Source organism: Pseudoalteromonas sp. DY56-GL79, assembly GCF_041414765.1.
In the GTDB taxonomy this organism is placed as follows: domain Bacteria; phylum Pseudomonadota; class Gammaproteobacteria; order Enterobacterales; family Alteromonadaceae; genus Pseudoalteromonas; species Pseudoalteromonas piscicida.
On the sequence record NZ_JANHZS010000009.1, the window covers coordinates 80,314 to 98,627 of the forward strand.

Here is an 18,314-nt window from a genome sequence, read left to right on the forward strand (position 1 = left end):
GAATGAAAAACCCAATAAAACAGACACTTCAGGCCCTAGCACTGTGTGCTGGGATCGTTGCGCCACACGCCGTCGCCGTCGTGCCAGTCACCGTAGCTGAAGTGACAAAAGCCCCCCTCACGAGCGAAATTGAAGTTAGTGGCACACTGTATGGAAAAGACGACGTGACGCTGACCGCTGGGGTTAGTGGCCGTTTGTTGTACGTAGCAGAACCCGGTACCAGTGTCGCAAAAGACGAAATCTTAGTACGTATGGACACACTCCCGCTGGAACTCGATAAGGCCCGTCAAGCCGAATTATTAAATCGAGCCAAGATCAATTTACGCTTATATCAACAAGAATTGACTCGATTAAAGAAGCTCGCAAAAACCAGCAGTGCGGCAGAGAGTCAAGTCGATGAAATGCAAAATAAACATGACCTAGCGCTGTCGGATATCGCCTTAGCGGAAGTCGAACTTAAGGTTATTGACGATAAGTTGTCTCGCGCAACGGTCCGTGCTCCATTTGATGGTGTTATCAGTGAACGTTTTAAACGCGCAGGGCGAGAAATAAATCGCGCCGATGAACTGCTCACCATATTAGATATCCATCATCTTGAAGTTCGCTTATATGTGCCCGTTAAATACTTAAAGTTTTTGCAAAAAGGTATAGTGCTGCCAATCCGTTCTGGTGACTTATCCCAGCCAGATAATACGTCAGCGAAAGTCACAGCGGTGATCCCCTCAACCGATCCGCGCTCACAGACCGTTGAAGTGCGTGCAACACTGGCAGCAGATCAAACCCATACGTGGGCAATTGGTCAATTAGTTGATGTGGCAGTGCCGCTCACCAGCAAACAACCCGTACTGCTGGTTGACCGTGATGCCTTGATATTACGCAAGCAAGGCACCCATATCGTCAAAATAGATAAGCAAAATAAAGCCGAACAAATTCCTGTCACCGTCGGCAATGGCAAAGGCCAATGGGTTGAGATTACTCCCCGTACCAAAGATACCTTACATGCAGGTGATAAAGTCGCCGTTCGCGGCGCAGAGCGCCTACAAACCGGACAAGACGTAGAGGTGACAAACCCTTAATAGCAACCAGTTACTAGCCCAATGAGCTCACTCATGGATGAGCGGCTCATTTTTAAAAACATCACAGCTCCCAAAAGTGGTTGAATTAATTATCCACTGCTTTACGCCTGCCATTTTTGAGCTGTTTCGGTAAGGTCAATAAAAACTCGACACCATCATCGTTTGAATACGCCTTAATCGTGCCTTGAAGAACATGGACAACGCTGTTAAATACGATAGTTAAGCCAAGTCCTAATTGCATCGCTAAATTAGTACTAAAAAAAGGATTAAATACTTGCTCGGTATTATGGTCAGGTAAACCCCTACCATTATCTTTGTAGCTCAGCTGCCATGCCTCATCATATTCACTCAAGCGAATCGCTATCTTAGGCTGATCTTCTAGTAAATTGTCCGTAAAACCATGTTGCTCTGAATTGTGTATAAACTCTTTCAATACCTCAAGCAGGATATTAGGGTAGGTTTGAACCTCAAGCTTATCGTTATCTAAGCTAAGTTTCGCTTTTGGTGCAATACGAACTAGAATTTCGCGAATATGTAAATTTAAAAAATCAGACAACTCTATTGTTTTAACTTCCGCACTACCAATTGAGGTATTAATTGCTTTAAAGCGCTCGACTGTGGCATTAAGGCGATTAGCACTGCGGTCAACAATATCGGAGGCGACTAACGCATCTCCGATGAAATGGCTAAGGTGATTTGGCGACAACGTTTTTTGCTCAAATTTATTTTGAATGTCATGAAGTGATCCATTTAAGGAAGAGTTTGCGGTGATCACCAGACCAATAGGCGTATTGAGGTGATGTGCCATTCCCGAAACTAATCCTGCTAGTGAGGACATTTTTTCCGCTTCAACAAGTTTCTCTTGGGTACTCGTCAATTCTTTTAATGTAGATCTCAAACTACCATTACGACGACGAATAATCTGAATAACTAAGATAGTTGATACGGCATAGATCAGCATAAACACTATAATGCTCAGCAGCCATTTCTGTTGTGCGCTTGCCTCCGCTGATTGAACCGCTTGCACACGTTTAAGCGACTCAATCTCTAGTTCTTTCTCAACCATCTCAAGCTCGTAAGAAGCGCGAGATAAGGTAATATTACGCTGCTGAGCATAGATATCTCTTTCCACTCGGCTCAATTCCTGCGTTAAAGCCAATGCATATTTACTGTCTCCTTGTAACTCGGCTATTTTCGCTAGCACCGACAAAGCACTTGCCTGTTTATTTTTAGTATTTGTTTGCACTGTCGAATCCAAGACTTCTTCTGCCAACTTTTTAGCTTCAGAGATATCTCCTTGTTTGATATCCAGTGAAATCAAATCCAGCTTAACGTCATTGACTTCATTCGTGGTGCCAAGCCGCTGAAAGGTTAAGATAGCTTTCCTGAAATAGGCCGATGCAGCATCTAGTTGCCCTCTAGCAAGCGCGACTTTTCCTCGAAACTTTGACGAATACGCTAGATGGTAGTCAGACTTACCACTCTTTTGAATTTGCTGTGCTTTATCAATAAACTTTGTAGCGTTATCATAATCATTTTTAGCTATATAGACTTTAGCAATGTTGTTGTAAAGTAATGATAATGACAGCTCATCTTTATTTGAATTCAGAAAGTGCAGGTACTCGTTATAGTAATCTAACGCGACATCATATTGGCCGAGCAAAAAATAAACGTCAGCAATATTACTTTTTGTTTGGTATACCATGTCGTCGCCTCGTTGCTCCGCAACAATCAATGCATCCTTGTACTGCACCAAAGCAAGCTCATACAGTCCTAGTTTAGAATAAACTCCCCCCGACAAATTATAGTAAGCATAAATCAGTGATTTATCTTGAGCGCCACTTATCAGTCGTTTGATTTCATTTATCGTGCGCATAGCAGCCGAAAATTGATTCAGCTCCATTTGAAACCAGGCTTTATAATTCAGGATTTTGATTTTTTGGTCTGCACTCAAACGGCTAGTATTTAAGGCTTGCTCAGTGAGCTGAAGTGCAACTTTAGGGTCAACGGTATATTGTTCTCTAATTTGCAGCCGAAGAGACTCAAAACCCTCTTCATTCAGTTCTGCTTGAACGTAAAACGTACACAAAAGCAGCAGACACACTGCATACTTAAACATATATTTACCTTTACTAATAATAAAGAACTAAAGATATACAGTAATTTATTTTTATTTCGAATAAAAGAACAATCAGATCCGAGCTGTTTGCCTTTATTCCTTCATACTGCACGCATCTATCGGTGTAATCTCCCTTTTTGATCTATCGTAAAACCAGTTAAACTAGCGCTATCTAAGAGTTAGGGGGTGTTATGAAACGAACCAAATTAGTGAATCAATTAACGGAATTACTGAAGCCATTTCAAATTAATGATTACTGTCCAAATGGTCTACAAGTGGAAGGAGCAGACGAAATCCAAAAAATCGTCACGGGTGTTACCGCCAGCCAAGCTTTAATTGATGCTGCTATTGAACGTGGTGCTGATGCCATTTTGGTTCACCACGGCTATTTTTGGAAAGGGGAAGATCAATGTGTCACTGGTATGAAAAAGCGCCGCCTACAAACCCTGCTTGCCAATGACATCAACTTAATCGCTTACCACCTTCCACTGGATGTTCATCCTGAACTCGGGAATAACGCACAGCTCGCTAAGTTACTTGGGCTTGAATATGAAAGACCGCTTGAACCTTGGAATAAAAATAGCGTAGCGGTAAAAGGCAAATTAACGACACCAATGACTGCTGTTGATTTTGCCGCTTTAGTTGAAGAGAAACTCGGTAGAAAGCCGCTATTAAATGTTGCAGGCGATCACCCAATCAGCACCATCGCTTGGTGTACCGGTGGTGGACAAGGCTTTATCGATCTCGCGGCAAGCCAAGGCATTGATGCCTACTTAACGGGTGAAGCATCAGAGCAAACCATTCATTCATCAAACGAGCAACAGATCCATTTTATCGCGGCAGGACATCATGCCACAGAGCGTTACGGCGCTAAGGCACTTGGTGAATATTTGGCTGCGCAATATGGTTTGGATGTTGAGTTTATTGATATCGACAACCCGGTTTAATACCACTTTGCTTAATTAAGTGATCTCGCATATGGCTAGAAAAAAGCAGCAACAAAAACCGGCACCGACAGATAAAAACTTTGCAGAACTAACGCACAAGTTTAAAAACAATATCTATGGCACCAATAAAGGCAAAATCAGAGAAGCAGTGCTCAAGCGTGACTTGAGCGCACAAGTTAACTGGTTAACGCAATCAAGTGGCAAACGCATATTAGATGTTGGCGGCGGACAAGGGCAATTGGCGCTCTATTTAGCATCGCTTGGCCACCATGTCACTGTGATTGATATTTCAGAAGAGATGCTTGAACTTGCCAAAACGCGCGCGCATGAAGCTGGACTAAATGACCAGCTTCATTTTATCCACGCGCCCCTGCAAGCGCTCGATACGCTGAACTTAGGACAATTCGACTTAGTATTGTGCCATGCGGTGCTTGAATGGCTGGTTGAGCAACAAAGTGCGCTTATGCTGCTAAAGTCGCAGCTAAGCGAAACTGGCTTGCTTTCGCTAATGTATTTCAACCATGAGGCGCATCTGATGGCCAATATGGTGTACGGTAACTTCGACTATGTGCAAAAAGGCCTTAAGGTAAAGCAAAAAGTAGGTCTCAGTCCCAATAAACCAATTAGCCAAACGGATATGGCGACTTGGCTTAATGAGGCAAAGCTCAGCGTTATGCAAAAAACCGGTGTTCGCTGTTTTCATGACTACTTAAGGGAGTTGAGTAAGGCGGATGAAGATTTTGACGCTTTGCTCGCCTTAGAGCTTAAATACAATCGCCAAGAGCCCTATTCATCCTTAGGTCGTTATACTCACTTGATGTTAAAACAAGCGTAAGTACAGCACTACTTACGCTTCTTCCGCTCGTAGGGTTAACACTTCAACGCCGTCGTCTGTTACCAACACAGTATGCTCCCACTGCGCCGATAGCTTTTTATCTCGGGTTACCACAGTCCAGCCATCTTTTTTGGTTTTAATTTTTGCACTTCCCTGATTGATCATCGGCTCAATGGTAAAGGTCATCCCCGGCTTTAGCGTCATTCCGGTATTTGCTTTGCCATAGTGCAATACATTTGGCGCTTCATGCATCTCTCTACCAATCCCATGACCACAATACTCGCGTACCACAGTGTAACCGGCTTTTTCAGCCACTTGCTGTACAGCCGCACCGATATCCCCAAGTTTTGCTCCAGGTTTAACCATTTTTATCCCAGCCCACATCGCTTGGTAAGTCGTTGCCACTAACTTTTTGGCTGGGAGTAATGCATCTGGCATCACGTACATTTTGCTGGAATCGCTGATAAAGCCATTTTTCTCAAGCGTAATGTCGATGTTTACAATATCTGAAGACTTTAAGATTTGTGATTTACTCGGCACACCATGGCACACAACCTCGTTTACAGAGCTATTAAGGACGAACTGATAACCATATTGACCAAGGCTGGCAGGACGCGCTTTAAGCTCATCAACAATAAAGTTGTGCACTTTATCATTAATCTCTAGCGTAGAAACTCCGGGTTCAATCCAACTATCAATGTAGTCAAACACCTGCGTAAGCAATCGCCCACTTTCGCGCATCAATTGGATCTCATCAGCGGTTTTGAAGGTAACCTCTTGCATCTCAATTTCCTTTTGGCTGTTGTGACTTCACTCGCGTCATTTCTGCCGTAATGATCTCTGTAAACGTAAGCGTTGGATTGCGCTCGGCAAGTCGCCCAATTTTAATCCAGAACTCAGCCTGTGAATTGATTGAGCGCGACATCACAGTGCTCGCTTCACGGATCTCATCGTGTAGTTCATCTGAAATTTTTACTATACCCATTTATATAAACCATATACATATCACATATGTTTTATATAATAACGAAGTTGCGGAACAATGCAAAATCTAATGCCAATTTGCTTATTGTTTTGAGGCAAATAATTTGAGGCAAAAAAATGCACCGCTTCGGCGGTGCATTCCGTATTTCAAGCTTAGGCTGACTCACTAAAAGCTATAGCGCATCCCTAATTGCCAATTGAACGGTTCGCCGTGCATTACGTAGCCGTCCCAAGATGAAATACTGTTGTAGTAACTTTCATCCAGTAGATTGTTGAAGTTAAGCGACACACTAAGCTGTTCACTCACTTCATATCTTGCCATTAAATTAAGTAACGCACCGGAAGATTGTGTGATCTTATACGCCTCACTACCGCCGCCCGGCAATGGCCTTTGTGGTATTGCATAAAAGCTACCTTGCCAATTAATTCCAATTCCCGCAGTAAAGCCGTCAACAAACTCGCTAAAGTCATAGGTGGTATACAGGTTTATGAGCTCTTTGGGCTGATCTGTTAACAGCTCTTTGCCATCTTTTGATTCAGTTTTGTGTTTTGATAGCCCTAAGCTGATATTCCACTGCTCATTGATAGAGCCCGTAAATTCAACTTCAAAACCTTCTGTCGTATCGCCTTCACCGCGCTGAATATATGGTCTATTGCCCTGCGGAGTTAGATAGCTGTCTGGGTAGTTTGGATCGGCAATCGCAAGTCCATTCTCAACATTGCGATACACCGCTGCCGTAAAGTTCAAGGTGTCATCGAGTAACTCACCTTTTACCCCTAGCTCGTAGCTTTCGCCTGTGCTTGGGTCGAGCATTTTATCATTGATATCAAAATAGGCTTGCGGCTGAAATGCTTCTGTGTAGCTTGCGTAAACACTATATTGTTCATTGATATCAACCACGATTCCGGCATAAGGCGTAATTTCTGTATCCACCTTTTCATGATAGCGGTTACGAAGAAACTTACCGTTGTTAGGATCATAAAGGTCAATATCGTACTCCCAATTGGTGATCCTAGCGCCAACAATAAGTTTAACATCATCATGCGGGTTAACACGCACGGCCACAAATCCACCATTAGAGTCTGTTACCGTCAAACTATCACGACCTAAATCTTTAAACGGATAGCGCGGCACGTCACCAGTCCAATCGTGAAAATTTAATCCTTCTAATGAAATCGTGGTTTGGTCTGCTTCATTACCAAATGACGTACGCTCTCGCTTGAATTGGTTGTAGCTGAAAATGACATCGTGCGTACGACCAAATAGCTCTACTGGGCCTTGGAGTGACAAGTCTATTGTCTTTTGTTCATCTTCGGAGCTACTTATTACAGCACTGTAACCGAATCCATTATCGCTGCTGCCATCAGGGTTGATAGGCCCATCTGGATAGACGAAAAACAGCTGCCCACCTTGCATCTCAATAGTATTGTAAGTCGCGATGGCATGGAGTTGCCAATCGTTTTCAAACGCGTGATCAAGCCCAACAAAATAGGTGTATTCTTCGATTGGCCAGCTACTCCACTTTGCCGTCATCCCGGTGTCACCACGGCGTCCCTGATAGCGACTCCCATCAGCGTAAAAGTAAGGTTGAGAATGGCTATTTATCGCCCCTTTTGAAGCAGTATCAGCATATTCCACACCGAGTCGTAATAAGGTGTAATCGGTCAGATCTGCCTCAACAGTAGAATATATGGAAGTCTTCTCCTGGCTATACCGCTCAATGTAAGAATCTCTTTCATAATGTGCAGCAACAAAGCGGCCGCGAATACTGCCCTCTTGGTTTAACCCACTCGCCACATCCACCTCTGCGCGGTAATTATCCCAACTACCAGCCGAAACCGCCACACTGCCCTTAAACTCATCGCTTGTTGCACGTTTTCTTACTAAGTTTACGGTGGCGGTTGGGTCACCAACGCCAGTTAATAAACCATTTGCACCACGTACAATCTCAACGCGCTCATAAGCAACCGCATCCCCGTTTACATTTGGTCTTCGACCACCAGGGAACTGTTGCACACCGTCTATTTGGATTAAATTGACATCACCGCCACGTACAGAAAAACGTGTCCTATCGAGACTGGCTCCACGCTTTGCATAAAAGCCCGTTGCATGTTCCAAGATCTCATCAATGTTAACCGTTTGCCAATCTTGCATCATTTGATTTGTGATAACGGTTACCGCTTGAGGCGTTTCACGCTGTGATAAAATCATTTTTAATGCTGCTTTGTTCGCAGACTCTGTGTAATTTTTTACACTCGTGCCAGTCACATAAATATGCTCTAGTTCTTGAGCCCTGCCGTCACCCGCAGCATCGGCTGCTAGCGTATCATCGGCAACTTCAGCGGCATGTGCATTGCCGTGTACTGAGAGCAGCACAAAAGTGGCGCAAAGAGAGAGTTTTAAAGAATGGTGTAGTGTACGTGGAGATGAAGAGCGCATCGTTTTTCCCTAAATTAACTTCATTTTGAAAACGATAGTGATTATCATTTATATTAATATTTCTTTCAAGTCCCTTTTTTAGTTATATGAAGATATTTTAAGTGCTATTCAAACGTGCCAGCGACCAGACCCTATTGAGTTTTGCCTTTTACCCTCTGCTATTTACTCAAAAAGTAGGGAGCCCCTACTTTTTCACCACAGGTAAAGACTCTGCAAGCCACTTATTCATATCACCTTCTAGGTGTTTTAAGGTGTAACCTTTTGGCGCTAGTGCTTTAATGAAGATGCCAGCCCTACGCCCTGAGCGGCAGTACACAACGAGTGGTGTATCAGTCAATTTAGTCAGCTCTTCCTGATGCATTTCAATCTCATTAAAAGGAATGTTTATTGCCCCTTTGATGTGTCCTGCGGCAAACTCTTCAGGGCTTCGTACGTCCACTATGGTGTAAGCGTCTGCAGACATTTGATTTATCATCAGCGCTTGCTGTGTGATCGTTTCCGATTGAGCATAGCAAATACTGCTAACAAACCACATAAAGCTAATAATCAGTTTTCTCATTCTTTAGTCTCCTTTTTGTATAATCCATCAAATACTATTTGCCACTCATCAGCCCCTTGCTTACTCTGCCAAACTTGACGTACCGTACCATCTGGATTCGCAGTCCATGTTATCTTATCCGTCACCTTAATACCTGCTGCATTTTTCCTATCCCCTTGTAATACCATTTTCCCTTCATGAAACTCACCATCCAACTGTAACAACAGCCCACTATTATCCACCCAAGTTTGATGCCAACGATGAGTGGAAGCATCATAAATATTTATACTCTCACCACGATACCCAAGTTCAGTGGTATAACTTTCTTTAATAACACAGCCATCATACTCACGGGTGATACGATTATGTCCAGGCTCAAGGCCTCCTACGCTCGTTACCGACCAATCTCCAAGCCAAAAATCAAACTGTCTAAATACTTGCTCTTCACATTTAGCTAAGCTGTTGCTGCTAAAAAACAAAATACTAATAACCAACCATACCTTCATTTCACTGACTCCTTATATCCAACCTTGTTAGCTTAGCGGGGATTAACCAAACAGCTAAAGAAATCAGAAAATACTCCGATACAGTTAGAAATAGAGATAACAAGGATAACGTTATGGAAATTCAAACGAAGCTACATCACTTTGCCGACGCACTAAACGCAAACAACGAAACATCCACTGCCACAAGTAACTCCACAGAGGAAACGGAAGCAAAACCTGAACCTGAAAATGAAAATGAAAATGAAAATGAAAATGAAACCATACTGACTGAGTTTATGGATAAAAAGGCAAAGAAATACAAAGGTAACAACCCTAATTTTAAGCAACAATATGAAATGTTAGAACAGTCTGAAGCCCTAATGAAAGAGCAAATCCAACATTTACAACAGCTTATTAGCGAGTTAAAAAAGACACCTCTGCAGCGGGCCATAAAAGTATCCACAGTAAGTGATATTGATGTCCCAACGACACAAGAAGATACCCTGAGATATGAACATACCGGCGCAAAACAGTACCGCGATAATGAAACAGAAAAAGAAATCGAGATTTTAACCCAACAACTTGATGAGCTTAAATCACAGCATGCTGATATAAAGCAACAGATGATCCAAATGGTACTTGATGAAATGACTAGGCAACGAGATAAAAGGTATGAAGTCTAAATAGTCCTAGCGCCTCTATTACTTTATAACGACTTAACTAAATCAATATTATGCAGATTTCTACAACTAAAATTTAGGTGAATTTTAATTCACTTAGGCTACATACCTCAACTTTGTCCTTCAACGCTATTTATAAGTCTCCATAACGTAAAGGTTTTGAACAAAAAAGTAAGTGATGTGGCAAAGTTAAAAACCGGACATTTTTTAGAAAAGAAAATCACAAAAAGAGGATAAAAAACCACACCACCTTTCAGCTAAAAAATCACAAATCTAAAACACAAAATATAATCAACAAATAATACAAACTGCAAACATTAGCAAAGAACATTTAATTATTAATATCACCTGCTTTTCAAATACAATACCGCCCCTTTAAATATCAATCATCATCCATGGATTCATTGAGCTTCAATAATGCAGTTAAAAAAACTATCTATTTCTAACCAAATAACGTTAAGTTTCACCTTACTTTTTGTCATTTTCATTGGAGTTGGCTTGATGAGCTACCAAGGAATGAAAGAAGTAAACGCCAATCTGAACGACATAGTCAGAACCAGTATTCCATCGATGGAAACCATCAAAGACATTAAAATTGACTTAGCAACGATACGTAAAGATGAGTTTAGTACTGCATTAAACCCTGAAGACTCAGAGGTACAAAACTGGCTCGCTATATTAAGAGATCTGAAGAAGTCATTAAATGACAAGATAGCATTTTATCAATCATTACCGGTCAGCACAGAAGAAAAAGCGTTATTCGACGCATTTATTAAAGCTTGGCAGCGATACGTCAATGCGACCTATCATTATGAAAGCCTTATCTTAAGTGGCAACGCAAAAGAAGCAAATCGTATTATTTTGGATAGCTACCCCCTGTTTGCCAACGCCATGTCTGAGCTTAGTGAACTGGAAGCACTAAATGATAGCAGTGTTGAAAATTCTGAGCGCTCGGCTATATCAGCCGTTAATAGCACCCTATTTACTTTAGCGATTTCTGGATTACTCGTTGCAATAACCATAGTCATTATTTGTATGCTGTTGAGTAAAGCGATTAAGACACCGCTTGCTTTATCCGTAGATCTTGCGAGTAAAATCGCCCGTGGTGAGCTAAATCATGCGATTACACTTGAAGATACAGGCAAGAACGAGCTAGGTTTATTGACCCAATCTTTAGAAAAAATGCGTTCACAGTTACACGCCTTGATCACCATGATCAATGACTCAGCCATTCAATTAACTGCAGCGGTAGAAGAAGTAAATGCTATTTCTTACCAAAATGCCCAAGGTATGAATGTACAACAAAATGAGCTGCAATCCGTCGCATCCGCGATGACACAAATGCAAGCGGCAATTAGTGAAGTAGCAAAAAGTACAGAAATGGGCGCTGAGTCAGTAAATCAGGCAAGTGAAAAAGCCAGAGAAGGCAGCGACGCACTTAAATCAAATATTAATCATATTTCAGACGTTGCACAAACAGTCACAGCTGCAGGCGAGCTTGCCAATAATCTCGAGAAAAACTCACACAACATTAATGTGGTTGTTGACGTAATCAGAGAGATCGCAGAGCAAACGAATCTATTGGCATTAAATGCCGCCATTGAAGCCGCTCGTGCAGGCGCGCAAGGTCGTGGTTTTGCCGTTGTTGCGGATGAAGTTCGCTCACTGGCCCAACGCACCCAAGATTCAACCACGCAAATTGTTGAAATCGTCAACGACCTACAAACCAAGTCGAAGGAAACTGGCGTGGCAACCAAAAGCTGTGAACAAGGTATTGCACTTTGTGTTGAGCAATCGGAAGTCGCTGGCAATATGATCCATCAAATTGAATCTCAAATTGATAGCATCGCAGCCATGAGTACACAGATCGCGTCAGCTTGTCATCAGCAATCAGTGGTTTCAGAAGAGCTGAACAAAAATATTGAGACTATCAATTACTCAGCCGTTGAAATGACCGAAGGTGCCAACCAAACCGCGACGGCGTGTAATGAAATGAGTAAACTTGCCCATGACTTAAAGTCACAAGTCGACAAGTTTACGCTCTAAGATAACCCGACGAAATTAATAGCGCTTAGGTAACGGCTAGGCGCTATATAATTGAGGCACTCTATCATCAGAAAACTATGCTCGGTAACAGACATAGCAAAAGTTGATTGCTGTGCTCACTTCAAGGTTGATTCTACAAATCTCTTAGCCACCTCATGGTTATTATCTAATTGCAATAGCTGCTGGTAAGTAACACGTGCATTGGTTTTATCTCCTTTAATTAGATACGCCTCAGCAAGACTGTCATAGGTATTCACGCTTTTTGGGTGTGCCGCAACATTCAATTTGAAAAATTCAATCGCGGCGTCGTAATAACCGACATCCAATAATTGATACCCAAAGCGATTTAGCTGGCGCTCACTCAGCCCCTTCCCTTCGCGAACCTGTTGTTGATAGTTTTTAATCGCAACTTCAACGCCGTCAGATAGAATCGTTGCAAAAAGCAGCCGATATGGACTTAACTTAGGCGCTGCTACAGCCCTACCTGCAAGGATTTCAAGTATGCCATCAACCATCTGTGTCAATGGCGCACCACCTGTATTATCCAGCAAAATAATAACCGTTTTGTCCTCCAATACTCTTGCAATCTTAGCCCCAAACCCTGGGATTCCACCGGCATGGTGAATCAGCGTTTTAGTTTGACTGGCATCTTCTTTGTTGGTGATTTCCCAGCCAAACCCGTAATTTCTATGTTTAGAGGGGGTAAATAACAATGTCTTGGTCTCAGGCGTTAATAGTTTAGCTGTGTATAATGCACGGTCCCACTTATATATATCTAGCACCGTTGAATACATTGCACCCGCGGAAAAAGGCACAGTCATGTCAATAAAATCGGCATGTTTGAACCCCTTTAACGTGGTATCGTAACCACTGGCTAAGCCTTTAATTACCTGCTCATCATCGGCAAATCCAGTTTCTTTCATATCTAACGGTACTAATATTTGCTTTTCAAGTAGTTGCCAGTAACTTTTTCCGCTCACAAGCTCAAGGATACGCCCAAGTATAGTGTAACCGGCATTGCTGTAACGAAACGCAGAGCCCGGCTCAAACAACAAGTCTCCTGAGCAGAAATGGTCGATAAACTCATCGCGGTTATAAGGGTTGTGACTTTGCACTTGGCGAAATTCAGGGTGTTTAAACACATCAGGTAGGCCTGACGTGTGATTAAGTAATTGCCTTATGGTAATTTGGTTTCCCGTATCCTTTCGGTATTTAGGTAAATAACTGGAAATATTAGCATCAAGCTCAATCTTTCCTTTCTCAACCTGTTGTAATACCAAAAGCGCGGTAAACTGTTTGGTCACTGATGCTAGCTTAAATTTAGTATTGGGCTGATTTGCTATTTGCCACTCTACGTTGGCAAACCCATAACCTTGTTGCAGTAACACCTCAGATCCTCGAGCAACCAAAGCGGCACCATCAAACTCTTTAATTTGGTGATACTGCGCGATATAGTCATCTAGTTGTTTGTGCAGTTGAGTCGTCGCCTGAGCAGGCATAGAAAACAAGCATAAAAATAACAGTAAATGGGGTAATGCTTTCATGTAAATCCTTGTTTATTGTTATGACGAGTCTTACTCTACGTATCTAATGTTGGCTTGCCAGTGTGCTTTGGTGACATTGCGTGACGGAACAATTAAAAGCTTTTAAATCAATAAAATAAAAAATACAGGATTGATGACTTGCAGTATCAGTTGAATCAAAAATGGGACTTTGATGTATCTTCTCGCACCATCAGTCATCGCGATGTGTCTCATGTACTGACACCGCTCGCGCACAGATTGTTGCTGAACCTGATTGAGCATGCACCTCACCTTGTGAGCCACCAGCAATTAGAACAACAAGTTTGGCTTGGTCGAGTCGTGACTCATGATGCGATTAAAAAACAAATAGCAAGGCTACGAAAGCTCCTTGAAGATGATGCCAATAAACCAGAATATATCGTGTCTGAACGCAGCTTCGGATACCGCTTTAGCGCAACCGTTAATATGATAAATCATGAAGCGCAAGCGCCAGTAGTAAAACGATTTACCACTCTAGCCGGCGGAAGTATCGGCTTAATTCTGGTGTCTGCAATCTGTATATATCACTCCCCTTTTACCTCACCATTTTCTTCAACAAGTTCGGATACAGCATTGAGCATCGCCCAGCAACACTTTACCCAACAAACTTTAGAAGATAATTTGCGGGCGATAGCGCTGTATCAGCAAAGCACCACAACATCACAAAATGTAGATGAGAGTTATAAGGGCTTGAGTCGGGCATTATTGAGCGACTACAACTTATATAATCAGGTTGCAGACGCGCTGACGAAAAGCAGGATCAATACAGAAAAAGCGCTGGACTTAACACCTGATAGTCCATCGGCAAATCTGCTTTTGGCTCAAGCACAGACGCTTCAAGGGCATTACCATCAAGCACAAAAACTTCTAAATGACACCATAGCAAATACACCTAATTGGCCTTTGTTAAAGTCACACCTAGCCGAGACCTATCTCTTGCAAGGCAATACCATTGATGCATACCCGCTAGCACGCCAAGCTTATGAGGCTTCTCCCACCGAACCCAAGGTAGTTGCTAGCTACCTCCACTGCCTGCGCAAAATGTATATGGCCAACTGGTTTAGCAAGGTACTTGTCAATGCCAGCCCTGAAGTAAAGGGCTCTCCTTGGATACAACTAGAACACATCCAGTTTTTGCAGCAACAAGCGCGGCACGAACAAGCCATCCAACAACTTAACTTATTAGCCAAAGCCGCACCAAATTCCCAGACATTAAACTGGTTCACAGCCCTTTCTTATCTAAGTAACAATCATCATGATAAAGCGACCGATGTTTTAGCGCTGACTGTTGAAAAGCACGGTAAATACGCATTATTCAGTCAATTATACTTGTCACTCCTCACTGCTAAGCATCAATCAATAAGTAAATACACCAATGATATTGCCAACCAGATAAAGGCCGGCAACCAAGACCCTGAATTAGTCTTTAGCCTCGGTCTCATCAGCCTTTACCATCAGCAAAATGACAAGGCTCAGGACTATTTCAAACAGGCTATTCAACTGGGATTTAGTGACGAGTTTAGGTTTAAAGCATTACCCTTCAATATCACGGCAGATCAAGCTCATTTTTTAGATAGCATTGTTGAGCAGCTTACTCTGACTAACTTAAAGAAAAGAATAAAGCGCACACCAAAGTAGTCACTGTGCGCTGTATACCAATAAGTTAATTAGCAGGTCTTAGCGTTTCGATTACCTGAGCATCAACCCAAAAAATATCAGCATCTCGTGAAGGTGTGGTACGGTTAAAGAACAAATATTTACCATCGGGCGTGACACTCGCTGACGCCTCCCGCGCACTGGTATTCACTTTGTCTCCCAAATTAATCGCTTCGCCCCAACTACCGTCTTTCAAGCGGAAGCTAATATAAAGATCCGAGTTACCAAACCCTGAATCTCGAACCCCGTCCCATATAATGTAAGAATCATCGGGCGCGATAAATGGATGGGCATTATAAAGGCCAGTATTAATTTCAGGACCTAATTTAACCGGTCGTTGGCGCTGACCGTTTTTCACCTCAGAGATCCTAATAACATCGCCACTTTTATAATCGTCAAACACATACGTACCACTCGCAGATGCACTTAACCGCATGATCCCCCAACTTTCTTTATCAAACATAGGGCCTAGACTTTTGGCTTCAGACCAGCTCCCCTCTCGACGTGTCATAACATATTTACCCATATGCATGGTCACGCCATCTGGAGCTAATAATGGCCTGCCAACTCTTGGACCAACAACCGTATCATGCCACTGTTCACCTCGCTGCTCGTATGCAATTAAACTCCAACGGTTCACGTTCAGATCCTTTCGCGTAAAATAAAAGGTTTTCATGTCCGGGGAGAAAAACGCATTGTGATCTCTGTGCTCTGTTGACACCGTGCCAAGCGCAAATACTTGAGGTGTGTCCCCAGGAGGTGTTTGGCCAAGATAAGGACCGGATCTAAGCTGCGCGAAACTCTTAGCAGATATTGATATCATCAACAGCGCTAGACCAATGTTTATTTTCATTTTTATTACTCACTTTCTTCGGTTAGAGATTATTTTTTTGAGAGTGGGTAAGGTAACAATTTCAGCAAAATTCTCTTGAATTTCTGATGATTTATTAATGACCTTTATCTGATTTCTACCGTTTTCCTTTGCGTTTAAGCTCTTCTAATCGCTCGCGCTCCGCCAAAATCATCTTTAACATCTGGATGCGAAGCTCCGCTTCTTGTTGTTTAAATTCAGAGAGTTGTTCCTCAAGTACTTCCACTTCATCCACTTTTGTTTGGTCACGGTACTTTTTACTGCCTACATGTTCGATTAAAGCTTGCTGCTCATCATTAGTCGCGTCTGGGTGCTGTTCGACTTTTAAAAAGCGCTGCTCTTGGGATTGCATCAGCTTATTAATTCTTTCTTGGAGTTTACGAATTTGCGCTTGAATAAGGTCCATTGCCTTTTCTAAGTTTTCATAATCTTCTTTAAATACAGGGTTATCTTCCTTATAACCAGCTGCTTCATCATCAAGCTCTTTGGAGAGCATCGCGGGCACCTCTTGCTTCTCTTCCACATCGCTTTGTGAATTCGTCTTTACTTTGTTGGAAGCTACTTGAGCTGAGCCTTGTGATTTCAATTCAGTCTGTTGCTTTAACGGTGATAAGCCACTTTGATGTATTTGAATATCCATTTTCTCTCCTTGGGATAGACACTGTTTGCTATATATCGGAAAAACTGGATAAAACTTAATTAAATTTACGTTGTGCGTTCCTAATTTCGTTTCCGCTGTCTTCAAATTGACATCAACTCGCGACTAATTTGTCATAAATACCAGCAAAAATACTCAATAAGCTAACTCGGCTAGGAAGTATGTTGGTATAGCCTCTTTTTTCGCGGGAGCGTTATGGAAAACAAGCAAATTGCGGTGGTAACTGGTGCCTTTGGTGGGATTGGTTCTGCTATTACGAAAACACTCATTGAGAAAGATTTTTTTGTTGTCGCGATAGCAAGCGAAAGGCGTAATGAGGCCGACTTTGATCTCTGGCTTAACACGCTACAAATCAATCCAGCGGCAGTAAAACCTCTATTCTTGGATGTGACTAATGCTGAGCAGTGCCACACAGCGATGACTCAGGTCCTACAAGAATTTGGTAATATCGATTTACTCGTAAACAACGCCGGGATCACACGCGACTCAGCGTTTAAAAAAATGACCCACGCGCAATGGAGCGAGGTGATCAACACCAATTTAAATTCCCTCTTTAATATGACCAACCCGGTCTTTGCGGCAATGTGCGCAAATAAGCAAGGTCGTATCGTTAATATCTCTAGCGTTAATGGCCTAAAAGGTCAATTTGGGCAGGCAAATTATTCCGCTGCAAAAGCGGGCATGATTGGCTTTACTAAAGCGCTAGCCTATGAAGGTGCGAGAAGCGGTGTCACCGTCAATGCAGTAGCGCCAGGCTACACAGAAACGCCTATGGTGAGCGCCATGCGTGAAGACGTATTAAATAGCATAAAAGCACAAGTACCGATGCAGCGTTTAGCCACGCCTGACGAAGTTGCAGCTGCAGTTGCTTACTTAGCATCAAAAGAAGCCGGTTACATTACTGGCGAAACCCTGTCGCTCAATGGCGGCCTATATATGCAATAACCTAAGTACCACTGAGGGAGCGAGCTGTACCTGATGTTCGGTGGTGCCAACTATTCACTATCATCCATTGTGTTAACTTAATCGATAACAAGGAAAAGACCATGTACAGCGATTTATTCAAAACATTCAACGAACAAACTGAGCGATTCTTTGCACCAGCGGTACAGTTTAACCAAATCGTGGCAAAAAACATCGAAGCACTATCTAAAATTCAGCTGCACTCGGCTGAACAGATCACTAAAACATCCATTGAGCAGCTAAAGCAAGCGACTGAAATCAAAGATGCAAAATCTATGATGGATTTTAACGCAAGTCAGTTGAACGCGTTAAACGCACTAAGCCAACAGATGATCCAAGATGGTCAAAAGCTTTCTCAGTTAGGTCAAGAATTTAAAGACAGCTTAGAATCTCTTGGTAAAGAAACGCTAAAAACAGCGAAAGCGCAATAACCTGCAATTTTGGGCGGCTTAGG

The 18,314-nt window shown here is 42.5% G+C and carries 17 protein-coding genes; 8 read left to right on the top strand and 9 right to left on the bottom strand.

All coding sequences use genetic code 11. The features are described 5' to 3' along the window. The first annotated feature begins 2 nt into the window (after positions 1 to 2). Entirely contained in the window at positions 3 to 1,076 is a 1,074-nt protein-coding gene (locus NO992_RS08175) for an efflux RND transporter periplasmic adaptor subunit (protein ID WP_371375966.1), read from the top strand. A gap of 85 nt (positions 1,077 to 1,161) precedes the next feature. On the opposite strand, the gene NO992_RS08180 is transcribed toward NO992_RS08175, so the two are convergent. Further along, complete coding sequence (locus NO992_RS08180; RefSeq protein WP_371375969.1) at positions 1,162 to 3,195, bottom strand: tetratricopeptide repeat protein; 2,034 nt, start codon at positions 3,193 to 3,195, stop codon at positions 1,162 to 1,164. A 191-nt stretch (positions 3,196 to 3,386) separates the two neighbouring features. Here NO992_RS08180 and NO992_RS08185 point away from each other — a divergent pair, with 191 nt between their 5' ends. Then, positions 3,387 to 4,142, top strand: a complete 756-nt coding sequence (locus NO992_RS08185; protein WP_371375972.1) for a Nif3-like dinuclear metal center hexameric protein — start codon at positions 3,387 to 3,389, stop codon at positions 4,140 to 4,142. Positions 4,143 to 4,173: 31 nt separating this feature from the next. Next, a complete protein-coding gene (locus tag NO992_RS08190) occupies positions 4,174 to 4,977 on the top strand; it encodes a methyltransferase domain-containing protein (RefSeq protein WP_371375975.1) in 804 nt (267 codons plus the stop codon). A 12-nt stretch (positions 4,978 to 4,989) separates the two neighbouring features. Here the strand turns inward: NO992_RS08190 and map are convergent, their stop codons facing one another. The 5 genes from map to NO992_RS08215 form a co-directional block, all read right to left on the bottom strand. Then, positions 4,990 to 5,760, bottom strand: coding sequence for a type I methionyl aminopeptidase (gene map, locus NO992_RS08195; protein ID WP_371375978.1), 771 nt, complete (start codon positions 5,758 to 5,760; stop codon positions 4,990 to 4,992). Between the two features lies 1 nt (position 5,761). Continuing rightward, the gene (locus NO992_RS08200) at positions 5,762 to 5,962 is read right to left on the bottom strand and encodes a ParD-like family protein (RefSeq protein WP_010606564.1); all 201 of its coding nucleotides are present in this window, start codon (positions 5,960 to 5,962) and stop codon (positions 5,762 to 5,764) included. Between the two features lie 165 nt (positions 5,963 to 6,127). Then, positions 6,128 to 8,401: a TonB-dependent siderophore receptor gene (locus NO992_RS08205; protein WP_371375981.1), complete on the bottom strand. Its 2,274-nt coding sequence runs from the start codon at positions 8,399 to 8,401 to the stop codon at positions 6,128 to 6,130. Between the two features lie 184 nt (positions 8,402 to 8,585). Further along, positions 8,586 to 8,960, bottom strand: a complete 375-nt coding sequence (locus NO992_RS08210; RefSeq protein ID WP_371375984.1) for a rhodanese-like domain-containing protein — start codon at positions 8,958 to 8,960, stop codon at positions 8,586 to 8,588. Continuing rightward, positions 8,957 to 9,445, bottom strand: coding sequence for a hypothetical protein (locus NO992_RS08215; protein ID WP_371375987.1), 489 nt, complete (start codon positions 9,443 to 9,445; stop codon positions 8,957 to 8,959). Before NO992_RS08215 ends, NO992_RS08210 begins: the two co-directional genes overlap by 4 nt. Positions 9,446 to 9,558: 113 nt before the next feature. On the opposite strand from NO992_RS08215, the gene NO992_RS08220 reads away from it, so the two are divergent. Then, positions 9,559 to 10,107, top strand: a complete 549-nt coding sequence (locus tag NO992_RS08220; protein WP_371375992.1) for a hypothetical protein — start codon at positions 9,559 to 9,561, stop codon at positions 10,105 to 10,107. 414 nt (positions 10,108 to 10,521) lie between these two features. Next, a complete protein-coding gene (locus tag NO992_RS08225; RefSeq protein WP_371375995.1) occupies positions 10,522 to 12,150 on the top strand; it encodes a methyl-accepting chemotaxis protein in 1,629 nt (542 codons plus the stop codon). A gap of 116 nt (positions 12,151 to 12,266) precedes the next feature. On the opposite strand, the gene NO992_RS08230 is transcribed toward NO992_RS08225, so the two are convergent. Then, the gene (locus tag NO992_RS08230) at positions 12,267 to 13,694 is read right to left on the bottom strand and encodes a serine hydrolase (protein WP_371375998.1); all 1,428 of its coding nucleotides are present in this window, start codon (positions 13,692 to 13,694) and stop codon (positions 12,267 to 12,269) included. Positions 13,695 to 13,832: 138 nt separating this feature from the next. Here NO992_RS08230 and NO992_RS08235 point away from each other — a divergent pair, with 138 nt between their 5' ends. Then, positions 13,833 to 15,350, top strand: coding sequence for a winged helix-turn-helix domain-containing protein (locus NO992_RS08235; RefSeq protein WP_371376002.1), 1,518 nt, complete (start codon positions 13,833 to 13,835; stop codon positions 15,348 to 15,350). 25 nt (positions 15,351 to 15,375) lie between these two features. On the opposite strand, the gene NO992_RS08240 is transcribed toward NO992_RS08235, so the two are convergent. Together NO992_RS08240 and NO992_RS08245 are read right to left on the bottom strand one after the other, a co-directional pair. Continuing rightward, positions 15,376 to 16,221, bottom strand: coding sequence for a hypothetical protein (locus tag NO992_RS08240; RefSeq protein ID WP_371376005.1), 846 nt, complete (start codon positions 16,219 to 16,221; stop codon positions 15,376 to 15,378). A 115-nt stretch (positions 16,222 to 16,336) separates the two neighbouring features. Continuing rightward, entirely contained in the window at positions 16,337 to 16,879 is a 543-nt protein-coding gene (locus NO992_RS08245; RefSeq protein WP_371376008.1) for a hypothetical protein, read from the bottom strand. A 213-nt stretch (positions 16,880 to 17,092) separates the two neighbouring features. Here NO992_RS08245 and NO992_RS08250 point away from each other — a divergent pair, with 213 nt between their 5' ends. Together NO992_RS08250 and NO992_RS08255 are read left to right on the top strand one after the other, a co-directional pair. After that, the gene (locus NO992_RS08250; RefSeq protein WP_045964280.1) at positions 17,093 to 17,842 is read left to right on the top strand and encodes an SDR family oxidoreductase; all 750 of its coding nucleotides are present in this window, start codon (positions 17,093 to 17,095) and stop codon (positions 17,840 to 17,842) included. A gap of 101 nt (positions 17,843 to 17,943) precedes the next feature. After that, on the top strand, positions 17,944 to 18,291 hold the full coding sequence (locus NO992_RS08255; protein ID WP_371376013.1) for a phasin family protein: 348 nt from the start codon (positions 17,944 to 17,946) through the stop codon (positions 18,289 to 18,291). The last annotated feature ends 23 nt before the right edge of the window (positions 18,292 to 18,314 follow it).

Coding starts and splice junctions, on each gene's coding strand:
- NO992_RS08175 (WP_371375966.1), top strand. CDS start 3: ATGAAAAACCCAATAAAACAGACACTTCAGGCCCTAGCACTGTGTGCT.
- NO992_RS08180 (WP_371375969.1), bottom strand. CDS start 3,195: ATGTTTAAGTATGCAGTGTGTCTGCTGCTTTTGTGTACGTTTTACGTT.
- NO992_RS08185 (WP_371375972.1), top strand. CDS start 3,387: ATGAAACGAACCAAATTAGTGAATCAATTAACGGAATTACTGAAGCCA.
- NO992_RS08190 (WP_371375975.1), top strand. CDS start 4,174: ATGGCTAGAAAAAAGCAGCAACAAAAACCGGCACCGACAGATAAAAAC.
- map (WP_371375978.1), bottom strand. CDS start 5,760: ATGCAAGAGGTTACCTTCAAAACCGCTGATGAGATCCAATTGATGCGC.
- NO992_RS08200 (WP_010606564.1), bottom strand. CDS start 5,962: ATGGGTATAGTAAAAATTTCAGATGAACTACACGATGAGATCCGTGAA.
- NO992_RS08205 (WP_371375981.1), bottom strand. CDS start 8,401: ATGCGCTCTTCATCTCCACGTACACTACACCATTCTTTAAAACTCTCT.
- NO992_RS08210 (WP_371375984.1), bottom strand. CDS start 8,960: ATGAGAAAACTGATTATTAGCTTTATGTGGTTTGTTAGCAGTATTTGC.
- NO992_RS08215 (WP_371375987.1), bottom strand. CDS start 9,445: ATGAAGGTATGGTTGGTTATTAGTATTTTGTTTTTTAGCAGCAACAGC.
- NO992_RS08220 (WP_371375992.1), top strand. CDS start 9,559: ATGGAAATTCAAACGAAGCTACATCACTTTGCCGACGCACTAAACGCA.
- NO992_RS08225 (WP_371375995.1), top strand. CDS start 10,522: ATGCAGTTAAAAAAACTATCTATTTCTAACCAAATAACGTTAAGTTTC.
- NO992_RS08230 (WP_371375998.1), bottom strand. CDS start 13,694: ATGAAAGCATTACCCCATTTACTGTTATTTTTATGCTTGTTTTCTATG.
- NO992_RS08240 (WP_371376005.1), bottom strand. CDS start 16,221: ATGAAAATAAACATTGGTCTAGCGCTGTTGATGATATCAATATCTGCT.
- NO992_RS08245 (WP_371376008.1), bottom strand. CDS start 16,879: ATGGATATTCAAATACATCAAAGTGGCTTATCACCGTTAAAGCAACAG.
- NO992_RS08250 (WP_045964280.1), top strand. CDS start 17,093: ATGGAAAACAAGCAAATTGCGGTGGTAACTGGTGCCTTTGGTGGGATT.
- NO992_RS08255 (WP_371376013.1), top strand. CDS start 17,944: ATGTACAGCGATTTATTCAAAACATTCAACGAACAAACTGAGCGATTC.